Origin of the sequence: Paenibacillus sp. B2(2019), assembly GCF_008370385.1 — a bacterium.
Lineage (GTDB): Bacteria > Bacillota > Bacilli > Paenibacillales > Paenibacillaceae > Paenibacillus_AQ.
Map to the genome: position 1 here is coordinate 725,812 of NZ_VTZR01000002.1, position 12,099 is coordinate 737,910.

The 12,099-nt window shown below is 42.0% G+C and carries 12 protein-coding genes; 9 read left to right on the top strand and 3 right to left on the bottom strand.

The window, feature by feature from the left end; all coding sequences use genetic code 11:
- Positions 1–369 precede the first annotated feature (369 nt).
- Positions 370–504, bottom strand: coding sequence for a hypothetical protein (locus PAENI_RS32480; RefSeq protein WP_262495488.1), 135 nt, complete (start codon positions 502–504; stop codon positions 370–372).
- Positions 505–714: 210 nt separating this feature from the next.
- Between PAENI_RS32480 and PAENI_RS03650 the strand changes: the two genes are divergently transcribed.
- From PAENI_RS03650 to PAENI_RS03670, 5 genes are read left to right on the top strand one after another with little or no spacing between them, the layout of a single operon-like run.
- Positions 715–1,728 carry an ABC transporter substrate-binding protein gene (locus tag PAENI_RS03650; protein ID WP_149644283.1) on the top strand — a complete coding sequence of 338 codons (1,014 nt, stop codon included), beginning with the start codon at positions 715–717 and terminating at the stop codon, positions 1,726–1,728.
- A gap of 13 nt (positions 1,729–1,741) precedes the next feature.
- A complete protein-coding gene (locus PAENI_RS03655; RefSeq protein ID WP_149644284.1) occupies positions 1,742–2,758 on the top strand; it encodes a FecCD family ABC transporter permease in 1,017 nt (338 codons plus the stop codon).
- Positions 2,751–3,788, top strand: a complete 1,038-nt coding sequence (locus tag PAENI_RS03660; RefSeq protein ID WP_262495489.1) for a FecCD family ABC transporter permease — start codon at positions 2,751–2,753, stop codon at positions 3,786–3,788. Before PAENI_RS03655 ends, PAENI_RS03660 begins: the two co-directional genes overlap by 8 nt.
- Positions 3,789–3,807: 19 nt before the next feature.
- On the top strand, positions 3,808–4,608 hold the full coding sequence (locus PAENI_RS03665; RefSeq protein WP_188114465.1) for an alpha/beta hydrolase: 801 nt from the start codon (positions 3,808–3,810) through the stop codon (positions 4,606–4,608).
- Between the two features lie 20 nt (positions 4,609–4,628).
- On the top strand, positions 4,629–5,372 hold the full coding sequence (locus PAENI_RS03670) for an alpha/beta hydrolase (RefSeq protein WP_149644285.1): 744 nt from the start codon (positions 4,629–4,631) through the stop codon (positions 5,370–5,372).
- Positions 5,373–5,429: 57 nt separating this feature from the next.
- Here the strand turns inward: PAENI_RS03670 and PAENI_RS03675 are convergent, their stop codons facing one another.
- Both PAENI_RS03675 and PAENI_RS03680 read right to left on the bottom strand, forming a co-directional pair.
- Complete coding sequence (locus PAENI_RS03675) at positions 5,430–5,963, bottom strand: SRPBCC domain-containing protein (RefSeq protein WP_042187617.1); 534 nt, start codon at positions 5,961–5,963, stop codon at positions 5,430–5,432.
- A gap of 18 nt (positions 5,964–5,981) precedes the next feature.
- Positions 5,982–6,314 (bottom strand): ArsR/SmtB family transcription factor, encoded by a 333-nt coding sequence (locus PAENI_RS03680; RefSeq protein WP_149644286.1) that lies wholly within the window; start codon positions 6,312–6,314, stop codon positions 5,982–5,984.
- Positions 6,315–6,656: 342 nt separating this feature from the next.
- Here PAENI_RS03680 and PAENI_RS03685 point away from each other — a divergent pair, with 342 nt between their 5' ends.
- From PAENI_RS03685 to PAENI_RS03700, 4 genes are all read left to right on the top strand, one after another.
- Entirely contained in the window at positions 6,657–7,295 is a 639-nt protein-coding gene (locus PAENI_RS03685) for a universal stress protein (protein ID WP_231573438.1), read from the top strand.
- A gap of 126 nt (positions 7,296–7,421) precedes the next feature.
- A complete protein-coding gene (locus tag PAENI_RS03690) occupies positions 7,422–10,286 on the top strand; it encodes a Na+/H+ antiporter subunit A (RefSeq protein WP_149644579.1) in 2,865 nt (954 codons plus the stop codon).
- Positions 10,286–10,624, top strand: coding sequence for a Na(+)/H(+) antiporter subunit C (locus PAENI_RS03695; RefSeq protein WP_076282807.1), 339 nt, complete (start codon positions 10,286–10,288; stop codon positions 10,622–10,624). The genes PAENI_RS03690 and PAENI_RS03695 overlap by 1 nt, the downstream gene beginning before the upstream one ends.
- Positions 10,621–12,099, top strand: coding sequence for a Na+/H+ antiporter subunit D (locus PAENI_RS03700; protein ID WP_042187623.1), 1,479 nt, complete (start codon positions 10,621–10,623; stop codon positions 12,097–12,099). The genes PAENI_RS03695 and PAENI_RS03700 overlap by 4 nt, the downstream gene beginning before the upstream one ends.

The window sequence follows — 12,099 nt, forward strand, 5'->3', positions numbered from 1 at the left end:
GTTAGCTTCGGCACATTGTATTCGGTTTTTCGCATACATTTGGCTCCTTTACATTACCTTCTGCACATTGTATTCGGTTTTTCGCATACATTTGGCTTATTACGTTACCTTCGGCACATTGTATTCGGTTTTTTGCATACATTTGTCCGTAAGCTTGACTAAAACATGTATTCTAAGGATTTAAGGTCCGCTCGGTCCGTCATCCCAAAGAGGCGTGTGCTTAATTAAAAACAGGGCTCCCCATGGCCAACAGTTGAATATAGGCCCATACCTTGAGTTCATTTCACATTTCTCCGCAATCTAGAAATTTTAAAAATTCTATTATAGCAAGCATAAACGCCTTCGGTGTTCTTAATAGGACGGTAGAGTCTAGGCCATTGGCAGACCCAACTGTTTACGAAACTTATTCCGAACTACGACAGAGAGTGCATCTAGCTCGACAAGCTCTGCCAGAGCGTACGCCTCTTGAAGACCAACCTTCATTAGATGCAGTACATGTGACACGGATGCACCGCCAGCACCATTTTCTTTTTTAACAATTACGTCACCTGCGGAAATTTCTCCCTTAATACTGATCTGACAATTTACAAAATTTCAACTATTTAAAGAATGGTATTGATAATTATTCTCATATGATTTATTATGATAACGATTCTCATTATCATTACATTATTTTAAGGAATGATAAAAAAAATAAGTATGGGGAGAGAGAAAATGAATCAGAAAAAAGTTTTTTTAGCAGGGGTATCAGCGGTTTTAGCTTTGAGTTTGGCGGCTTGCGGTAACAATGAAAAGGATAACGCAGCTTCAAAAAGTGCAAATAATTCCGCCGTAGCAGCAGAGGGAAATGCAAACAACAAAGGAAATACGGCTCAGGAGGCGGTAGCCACTGAACAAACCATTACATATCTAGGCAAGGATTATGTAGTACCTGCAGAGATTCACAATATCGTAGCTGCAAGTCTGGAATCTATGGAAGATGCTGCAATCCTAGGAGTGAAACCTGTAGGCGTACTTGCTATAGCAAATGCCATTCCAGGTTATCTGTCAACGGAATTAGCTGGTGCATCTTTAGTGGGGGATAAATTTGCTCCAAGTAATGAGGCGATCTTGCAGCTAGATCCAGATGTTATTTTAGGGTCTTCCAAGTTTGGTGAAGATGTGTCGGGTGCGCTTAATAAAATTCAAACGATGATTCCTTATTCACATATCTCAACGAATTGGAAAGATAATCTGCTTTTACTAGGTCAATTATCCGGAAAGACCTCAGAAGCAGAAAAGATTATTAGCGATTATGAATCAAAAGCTGCTAGTGCAAAGGCTGACGTTGGAGAAAAGTTGAAAGATAAATCAATTCTAGTTATTCGTATTCGTGAGGGTAGTATGTGTGTGTATCCAGCGGGTGTTTACCTGAATCCGGTTATTTACGAAGATTTAGGTGCTACCATTCCCGAAGTAATAACAACTACTAAAGCTCAAGCTGAGCTTTCACTAGAAGCTTTAGCGGAAATTAATCCGGACTATATTTTCTTGCAGTTTGAGACCAGTGAGAATACGGATAATGCAACGGCACTTGATGATTTACTTAAGAATCCGATCTTCAAAAGCGTAAATGCTGTCAAAAACAATCATGTCTTTGTAAATGCAATTGATCCGTTGGCGCAAGGTGGCACGGCTTGGTCTAAAGTAAGATTCCTGGATGCTGCAATTGAAAATCTCTTGAAGTAAAACCGAAGGTGCGATGAATAAGATGAATACAAAAAATTGGAAAGTTATATTGATCCTATCAACTTCTCCATTATTCATCGTATTAGCAATGGTTGTATCCGTCTTATATGGTGTTAAGGATATTGGAATAGTAACAATCTGGCAGGCGATTACACACTTCGATGCAAATAATGTGGACCATAACATTATTATGACATCTAGATTACCGCGTGTAATCGCCGCTTTATTAGTTGGAGCGGCCCTAGCTGTTTCAGGGGCGTTAATGCAAGGCGTTACACGGAATTATCTTGCATCACCATCAATTATGGGAGTAAATGACGGATCGGCATTTGTTATTACGTTGGCTATGGTGTTTTATCCTGGATTATCGAATGTTCATATGATTCTTTTATCCATGGTGGGTTCCGCTATCGGAGCGGGTTTGGTTTTCGGATTTGGCTCATTAGTCAAAAACGGCTTATCTCCAGTCAGACTAGCCATTATTGGTACTGTAATTGGTACATTTTTAAGTAGTATTGCCTCAGCCGTAGCGATGTTTTTTCAAGTCTCACAAAATGTTAGCGTTTGGTATAGCTCGAAAATACATACTGTAAATCCAGATATGCTAATATTGTCCATTCCTTTTATAATCGTTGGTCTGCTCTTGGCAGTTAGTATTTCTAAATCTGTAATGGTTGCCTCCCTAGGGGATGAAACGGCAATTAGCTTGGGTCAACGGACAAAATGGGTGAAAATCGTCAGCATTTTATCTGTTGTATGTCTAACCGGAACAGCAGTAGCTTTAGTCGGTAAGATAGCCTTTGTGGGTCTAATTATCCCTCATATTACACGTTTTATCGTTGGTATCGACTATCGTTTCATCATTCCTTGCTCAGCAGTCATTGGGGCTGTTTTTTTAGCATTTTGTGATGTCTTAAGCCGGTATATTAATTTTCCGTTTGAGACGCCAATAGGCGTTGTGACAGCCTTTATTGGAATCCCGTTCTTCCTTTATTTAATTCGGGTTAAGGGGGGAGAGCAACGTGGATAGAGGCAAAATACAGTTTAGTCGCTATATATTGACGCTATTAGCTTTTATCCTGCTAACACTTGTGGCGGGGTATTTTCATCTTACGAATGGCGCTTTTGATATGTCTGTCATGGATGTGATAAAAACGCTGCTGCGAATAGATCCCAATCCTAAATTTGACCTGGTTATTTTTCAATTTCGACTACCACGGATCATTATTGCTTCATTAGTAGGCATAGGTCTGGGGATGGCTGGAACGGTTATTCAAGGCATTACCCGAAACGGGCTGGCTGATCCAGGTATCCTTGGGATTAATGCCGGTGCCGGAGCTGCTATCGTTGCATTTATGTTTTTCTTTCAGATGTCAGGAGTTACTTTTTTTAAAGAAAGCTGGTTTTCGATACTAGCCATGCCACTCTTTGGTTTTGTGGGGGGGCTTGCCGCAGTTGTGGTGATCTTTATTTTCTCTTGGCGGAATGGTGCACTTGATATGCAACGTTTGATATTGACAGGGATCGCGATAAGCAGTGGTTTTGGGGCGTTGTCGTTGTATCTTTCTTTAAAAATGAATGCAAGTGATTATGAAATGGCTGCGGTATGGAGTGTCGGAAGTATTTACAGCGCGAATTGGATTTATATCATAATGATCACACCTTGGGTGCTGATTTTAGGATTTGTGATGTATCGAAAAAGCTATTTGCTCAATTATTTTCAATTGGAGGATTCCAGCACAAAAAGCTTGGGGATCTCCGTAGAAAAAGAAAAGCTGATCTTTCTGTTATGCAGTGTGGGGATTGTAAGTGTCTGTGTATCTGTATCCGGTTCTATAGGTTTTATAGGATTGATGGCTCCTCACATCGCCAGAAGATTAGTAGGGATTAATCACCGCTATATTATGTTATCCAGTGCAGTGGTTGGGATGTTCTTGCTGGTGATCTCGGATTATTTTGCCAAAACATTATTTCAGCCAGCAGAGTTGCCTGTGGGAATAGTCGTTTCGATTATTGGCATTCCCTATTTCTTATATTTATTAGCCAAGTCAAGAGTGTAGGGGAGAGTGAGCAGCACATATGTCAACACAAGTTGAACTCGAACGCACAGAATCATGGAAGTTAGAATCTCAGTATATGGGCTACACGTATGATATAAAGGTCTCAATTCCGAGAGAAGAGGCCCCTGAGCATGGATTTCCCGTCTATTACATGCTCGATGGCAATTCATATTTTCAATTGGGTCGGGATGTCGTGAAATTGCAGTCAAGAAATGCGCCGAAAACTTTGATTGCACCAGCCATCGTGATTGGCATTGGGCATTATGGTTCAGATGATGAGGTCTCTAAAAGAAGATTTTATGATTTCACGCCTCCTGCGAAGCAGTATGTATATCCGGATCGATTGAAAAATGCTGACATAGGACCACATGGTGGTGCTGAAAAGTTACTATCTTTTTTAGAGTTGGAATTAATGCCCCTGATCTCTGAAAAATATAATATCGATCAGCATAAGCAAGTTTTGTTTGGTCACTCATTAAGCGGGTTGTTTGTTCTCCTGACGCTGTTTACTCGTGCCGAGCTATTCCAGTATTATTTGGCCTCTAGCCCCTCGATTTGGTGGAATGATCATGAAATCTTGGCGTATGCGGAGGAGTTTTATAAGAAGGGTCAAACGATAAGATCCGAGAAAAGAAAGCTATTGATCACAGTGGGCAGTGAAGAGGCGTTTATGGTCGATGATGCTAAAGGATTATTTTCGAAATTGTGTGAGTATTCTTTGCCTGATTTGAAGGTTGAGCATTACATAGCGCCAGATGAAAACCACGCGTCAGTAGTACCGACCATCATGAGCAGAGCGTTCCGTATGTTGAATTGTTAAGGAAGGGGATATGATGCAGGATGATGTTAGGAGAACTTACTACTTTTGAACATATGGGGCGACAAATTATCGTGTATCTCCCTAAAGCATATCATTTGTTTACTGAGCGAAGCTTCCCGGCGGTTTTCTTACAGGATGGCGATTTCTTGTTCAAAGAGTCGATTGCTGATATAGAAAGGGATGTGGAGGCGGGGATTACAGAACCGGTTATTTTTATCGGGATTGATTCTCAGCTTCGTAATGATGAATATACACCTTGGGAAATGCCTGCTCTTTTTAAGGATTGGTCCTTTGGGGGCAAGGGGGATGACTATTTGGATTACGTATATAAGGAACTGGTCCCGCATATAATTCGTTCCTTTCGCATCTCTCATGAGCCGGGCAAATTAGCATTAGGCGGTGTATCACTAGGTGGGTTAATAAGTCTGTATGCGATGTACAAGACGGAGTCTGTTTTTGATAATTTTATATTCATATCCGCGTCTGTGTGGTTCAAAGATTTTATACATTATATGGAGACTTCAGAGTTAGATAGGGAATGCAAAGTCTATATGTATGTAGGTGAACAGGAAGGAATCCAAAAGACTAATGCACAGAAGGACATGGTGCCTAATAGTAAACGTGCTTTTGATATTTTAAAAGAGAAGATAGATGGAGCTGATCAGCGGGTGATGTTTGAGACAGATCCATTAGGCACGCATAATGACACGTTTTTTCTGCAATATTTTCCGAGTAGCCTCAGGTTCTTATTTCCCGCAAAATGAATAAAAGGACGAGCAGGAGAGAGTATCCTTGCATCGTCCTATTTATCTTATCTTCTCTTAGCTATGCTTCTGTATATTCTCAAGATGTACGTCCAAATTATCAAAGGTTTGTGAAATACCCGGTAGCATCCCCATATCAATCACTTGTTGTAACGCTTCTGGAGAAGCGTATTTACCGGTGTTAACCAGCTTCGTTTGACCATCCAGCTCGATAAAATCTAGTTGGACTAGTGTCTCGGGCAGATCTTTTGAAATATTACCTTCGGCATCTGAGAACCCGTCCGTGTAAATAATTTGCTCTGGAATCGAAATTTCCCGATAAATCGCCTTACCCCAAGACTCCATACCGTAGAAATCTCCCTGACTCTTATCCTCGCACTTCATGCAATAATGCCAAGTACCTCCTGGCCGAAAATCGACATGGCATACGGGAAGTGTCCAGCCTTTTGGCCCCCACCAATGCTTCAAATGCTCAGCCTCAGAAAAAGCTTTAAAAACTAGCTCACGTGGAGCTTTAAAAATACGCTCTAATATTAGAGTGCTGCCTTCAACTTTGGATACTAGTTGGTTGGTTTGGTTAGAATTTGTCATTGGATAAATCCTCCTCGTTTACTTTTCATTATCAAATTCCTTGCTTTGAAGCTTCTGCAAATAATCATCCAGTCGATCGTAGCGTTCCTCCCACATATGACGGTAGGATTCTAACCAAGTGTCTAATTCCTTAAAAGGGTCAGGGCGGAGCTTGCAAATGCGCCGATTAGCAACAGCTTGAACTTCAATAAGGCCTGCTTCACTGAGAACACGCAAATGCTTGGACGCTTGAGGCTGCCGCAGCTGAAGACTTTCTGCGATCTCTCCAACGGTTAGGGGATTCTCGCGTAATAATTCAACGATCTGCATACGATTAGGCTCTGCTAAAGCACTCATTACGTTAGTATTCATAAACAAGCATCACTTCGATTCATTGATTTGATTCGGATTTCATATGACGGGCCGTGATGGAGCGACTAAACAGGCCTACTTCCTTGTATTTCCTGTTTGCATTTACAATATACCATTAAGTGAATATTCCTGTAAAGGGATATTTAAATTTTCATTGTATGATAACTTCAAAAAAAGGGCATAGTACAAGCATCACGTAGAAATATGTTCCATGATAACCATTAAACTTTACAAAAAACATAGGAATAGATATAATTAAGTATAACTTATCGGTTTTAGATTTACGCAAGGGGCCTAACGCCAGTAGGCTCCTTTTGTATTTCTTGGCCATGTTACAGGAGGGTGAAGGTCATACACAATGAAAAGATTATGGTTTGTGTTCATTATGGTCCGCATGGGGAACGTTTAATCCGGCGTGGTGTGCAACTATCTGAAATAATAGGGGCCCCATTGTTTGTATTAAATGTCGATAGTTCGGACAATGATGAATATAATCAGAGCAAAGAAATGTATATGACGGTTTGGAAACGTCTTGCCGATGAAGCTGGCGCAGAATTTATCATTCGGAAACGTGAAGGCCGAAAAACAACTGATATTATTGTAGAAGTAGCTGAAAAGAATGAGGTTACGCAGATCGTCATTGGACAATCTGCTCAGACTCGATGGCAGGAGCTTACCAAACGCAATTTCATCAATGAACTCATTGGTAAAATGAAAATGATGGATCTGCATGTAGTCGCCGTTCAACGGATGCGCGCCGGGCTGGAAGAAACCCATGAGGAAGGCGTAATCGCCTACCTGGTCAAAATCGGGGATGAGTATCAGCTCAGTGATGAACCTAAGGGAGAGTATTCGCTTAAAGGAAAGTTCTTTCACGAATTACACACAGAATTTGAGAACGGTTTATTCAGAATTGAGCAAGAAGATGGAAAGGCTAGATATTTGCATATTTGTGATGGCACATTGACCGATTCTTTATAATCGGCGTGCCCTTATCTTCATGAGGGCCTATTATTAAGGGCCCTTCCAATCATATGATCTTTGGCTTTTGGTAAAAAAGTAAGTACTAAAGTTCACAACTTGATAAGCTCAAGTGGAAAAGGAGGACTGCCTTTGCTGCATGTAATCATACTTGTTCCGTTTCTAATGGCCTTAGTAATCGCACTTTTGACCAAGAGAGCATCCAACCTTCATAGAGGATGGCTTGTTTTCCCCGGTTCACTCGCTTTGTTTGTATATTTTTTAACCCGGATTCCCGTTATTAAGGGAGGGGATTTGGGATATGAAACCGTTTCATGGATTCCTTCCCTAGGCATTGATTTGGTTTTCCATCTGGATGGATTAAGTTTACTGTTCGCTTTGTTAATCACTGGAATGGGTAGTCTTGTAATTATCTATTCGATTTATTATCTAGACAAGCGAAAAGAAGCGTTGACCCCTTTTTATATTTATTTAATGTTGTTTATGGGAGCGATGCTTGGCGTTGTGCTCTCGGATAACTTGATGGTGCTATACGGTTTTTGGGAATTAACAAGTGTCTCGTCATTTCTGCTGATTGCTTTCTGGCATCGGCGGCAAAAATCGCGGTATGGTGCTCTTAAATCTATGTTGATTACCGTATTTGGTGGTTTAGCGATGTTTGCCGGCTTTTTAATGCTGTATGTGATGACAGGCACCTTTAGTATTCGGGAAATTTGGAGCGAGGTTGGCGATATTAGTGAGCATGCGTTGTTTATTCCAGCGATGCTATTAATTCTATTAGGTGCATTCACCAAATCAGCGCAGTTCCCGTTCCATATCTGGCTGCCGGATGCCATGGAGGCACCGACACCCGTCAGCGCATATCTTCACTCAGCAACGATGGTTAAAGCTGGATTGTATCTTGTCGCCCGTTTCAGCCCTATTTTTGCGGGGCAATATGAGTGGTTCTGGGTTGTGTCAGGCGTCGGTTTGATCACCTTGATTTATGGCTCTATCCAGGCGATGAAGCAGACGGACCTGAAGGCTCTATTAGCCTATTCAACGATTAGTCAACTTGGACTGATTATGGGATTGCTAGGAATGGGATCGGCAGCGGCATTTTATGCAGGGGAAGATTCAGTCTTTTACACTGCTGCAACAACAGCGGCTATCTTTCACCTTATTAACCATGCCATCTTTAAAGGCTCTTTGTTTATGATGGTCGGTATAGTTGACCATGAGACGGGTACCCGCGACCTGCGAAAGCTGGGCGGACTGATTTCCATTATGCCGGTTACCTTTACGGTAGCGATGATCGGCAGTTTCTCCATGGCTGGTTTGCCGCCATTTTCAGGATTTTTAAGTAAAGAGATGTTTTTTACAGCTGTCCTGAATATCCGAAACTTGGATATATTCTCTATTCCCTCGTTGTTTACGCTCTTCCCGGTTTTGGCCTGGATTGCCAGCGTGTTTACTTTTGCATACAGTATGATTTTGGTATTCCACACCTTTTTCGGAAAATATCAGCCTGAGAAGCTGGACAAAAAACCGCATGAAGCCCCATTTGGACTTCTGCTTGCCCCGTGCCTGCTAGCAGTGCTGTCTATATTTATCGGTTTTTTCCCGAATATATTATCTAATACACTTATTATCCCTGCAATGAATGCTATTCACCCTATCTTGCAGACCGGGGAACCTTTTGTTGTGAATATCCATTTCTGGCACGGCTTTACACCAGAAGTATGGATGACACTTGGTGTTGTGATTCTTGGTATTACTGTATACCGAATCTATGGCCGCTTAAGTCTGGTCGATAAAGAATGGGGCAGTGGCTACACTTTAAATCAAGTCTATGACGGAGTAATCCGGCTGGTTGAGAAATTGTCTAGATGGGTGACTAGTTCTTATATGACTGGTTCCATGAGACATTATTTAATGTATATTTTTTCCTTCTTGATCGTAACGATTTGCGGTGTCGTCTGGTATTCAGATGGAATTACACTTGGTACGACTGAGTATACTCCTTTTTCTTTGTTTGAGGTTATTGCTGTAATGGTTTTGCTTCTAGGTGCTTTAGCTATTCCGTTTGTGCGTTCCAGAATAACAGCCATTTTGTTAACAGGAATGGTTGGTTATATGGTTACTTTGCTCTTTGTTCTGTTCAGAGCTCCTGATCTGGCGCTTACGCAAATGATTGTTGAAGTGGTATCTGTTACATTGTTCCTATTATGTTTCAGGCATTTGCCTAGGCTGGAAAAAGAGAAGCTCAAACCTCGTGCGCATTTCCTGAAACTAACTATTTCCATCGGGATGGGCGTAACGATGACATTGGTTGCACTTGCTGCTCTAGGCAGTAGTCCGTTCGAATCCATCTCGAAATATTATGTGGAGAATAGCTATACTTTGGGTGGCGGTAAAAATATTGTCAATGTTCTGCTCGTTGATTTCCGCGGCTTTGATACCATGTTTGAAATAACAGTACTAGGCCTTGCCTCACTTGCTATTTATTCCATGATCAAGCTGCAGTTGGATGGAGAGGGTACAGCAGACCAACTGAAGAGGGTTGTTCCCTATAATAAGCCTCGTTATTCCCGAAGTGATGATGTGTTACTGCAAGCGGTAGCTAAAGTAGCATTCGTTATCATTCTGATATTTTCGTTGTTTTTGTTTTTTGCCGGTCATAATAATCCGGGAGGCGGATTTATTGGGGCTTTGATGGCTTCTGCAGGTTTGGTGCTACTTGCTATTACTTTTGGGATGGATATGGTTGAGAAAGTGCTGCCTATTAATTATCGTAAGTTAATTGCGATCGGGATTTCGATTGCTTTTCTTACCGGGGTTGGCTCATTTATATTCGACGTACCCTTCCTGAGCCAAAATTTTGGGTATTTCCAATTGCCGCTTATGGGCAAAACAGAATTAACCACTGCAATGTTCTTTGATCTTGGTGTTTATCTAGCTGTTATTGGTGTCACTATGAATATCATACTTACGATCGGGAGGGATAGCTAATGGAGCTTGTTGTTGCCTTGGCGATCGGCGTATTGTTTACCGTAGGTGTTTATCTAGTCCTTTCCAAAAGCTTGCTACGCATCCTGCTGGGTACTAATTTAATTACCCATGGTGTTCATTTACTGCTACTGACAATGTCGGGTCTCAAGACAGGTGCTCCACCTTTGCTAGGTGAAAAAGCGGAGGCGTATGTAGATCCGTTACCGCAGGCGCTCATTTTGACCTCTATTGTAATTAGTTTTGGAGTAACAGCATTCTTCATTGTTTTGGCATACCGGACTTACCGTTCGACGGGCACGGATGATGTGGAAGGAACCAAGGAGGAGAGACAACAATGAACAACTTGCTAGTGCTGCCTCTGCTGATTCCGGCCTTTACGGCAGTTATACTGATTTTTCTAAAAGACCGAGTGGATCTGCAACGTATTATCAGTGCCGTCAGTGTGTTTTTAAATATCTTGGTTGCTGGAATCATTGTGTACCAGGTAAGTACAAAGGGCATCCAGACCCTATATATGGGTGGATGGCTTCCACCTTATGGCATTGTGTTTGTTGCCGATATGTTTGCGGCCTTACTTGTGCTAGTCGGTGCTATTGTTGGTGCGGCATGTCTATTTTTTTCCTTCGCCAGCATTGGGGAAGAAAGAGAAAGGTTTTATTACTATCCGTTTTTCCATTTTCTATTAACTGGGGTATTTGGCTCCTTTCTCACCGGAGATTTGTTTAACTTGTTCGTCTGCTTTGAGGTCCTGTTAGTTGCCTCGTACGCTTTAATTGTACTTGGTGGCTCCAAAGGTCAACTGAGAGAGACGTTAAAATATGTATTAGTTAACGTGATTTCCTCTTCCTTGTTTGTAGCAACGCTTGCTTATTTATATGCCGCAACAGGAACACTGAATATGGCACATCTATCTATGCGTGTAGCAGAGGCGGGACAAGGTGGTGTAATGAACGTCATTGCGGTCCTGCTGCTGATCGTATTTTCGATAAAGGCAGGTTTGCTGCTCTTTTTCTGGCTTCCGGATTCTTATAGTGCACCACCTGTGGCTGTTAGAGCACTGTTTGGAGCATTGTTAACGAAAGTGGGATTGTATGCCATTACACGTACCTTTACATTGATTTTTATTCAAGAACCGGGACTCACCCATTCACTGATTGCCTGGATGGCGGGAGCGACGATGATCCTTGGTGCAATCGGTGCACTGGCTTACAACGATCTGGGGCGGATTTTTAATTATAATATCATCATCAGTGTTGGATTTATTGCTTTTGGGATTTCTGTCGCGACTCAGGATTCGTTAAATGGTGTAGTGTTTTATTTAATGCATGACATGGTTGCCAAAGCATTATTATTTTTCCTGGGCGGGATGATTATCTCAGCATCGGGCACCGACCGCTTAAAAGAAATGGGTGGTTTAATCCGACGCTATCCGTGGACCGGCTGGATGTTCTTCGTACTGACTTTGGCGTTGGTTGGTGTTCCACCACTTAGTGGTTTCGCTGGAAAAGTGATGATGGTGCGTAGCGGATTTGGACAGAATCATGTGGCTCTGGCACTAATTGCACTTGCATCAAGCTTCATAGTGTTATATTCCTTGATCAAGGTATTCCAGCAGGTATTCTGGGGTGGCGAGAAAAGGGAAGAACAAGTCAAACCGCTTCATTATAAAGCTATGATGGCACCGGCAGCTGTTCTGTTCGCGATTGTAATTCTGATGGGTGTAGGTGCTGAGACGGTAAACGGATATGTCAGCCAAGCCGGAGCCGTACTGGCCGATCCAGCATTATACATTAACGCTGTCATGAAGGAGTAG

Bases quoted from the DNA above. Each gene is read 5' to 3' on its own strand.
- PAENI_RS03655 (WP_149644284.1), top strand. From the start codon at position 1,742: ATGAATAAGATGAATACAAAAAATTGGAAAGTTATATTGATCCTATCA.
- PAENI_RS03665 (WP_188114465.1), top strand. From the start codon at position 3,808: ATGTCAACACAAGTTGAACTCGAACGCACAGAATCATGGAAGTTAGAA.
- PAENI_RS03670 (WP_149644285.1), top strand. From the start codon at position 4,629: ATGATGTTAGGAGAACTTACTACTTTTGAACATATGGGGCGACAAATT.
- PAENI_RS03700 (WP_042187623.1), top strand. From the start codon at position 10,621: ATGAACAACTTGCTAGTGCTGCCTCTGCTGATTCCGGCCTTTACGGCA.
- PAENI_RS03650 (WP_149644283.1), top strand. From the start codon at position 715: ATGAATCAGAAAAAAGTTTTTTTAGCAGGGGTATCAGCGGTTTTAGCT.
- PAENI_RS03680 (WP_149644286.1), bottom strand. From the start codon at position 6,314: ATGAATACTAACGTAATGAGTGCTTTAGCAGAGCCTAATCGTATGCAG.
- PAENI_RS03695 (WP_076282807.1), top strand. From the start codon at position 10,286: ATGGAGCTTGTTGTTGCCTTGGCGATCGGCGTATTGTTTACCGTAGGT.
- PAENI_RS03675 (WP_042187617.1), bottom strand. From the start codon at position 5,963: ATGACAAATTCTAACCAAACCAACCAACTAGTATCCAAAGTTGAAGGC.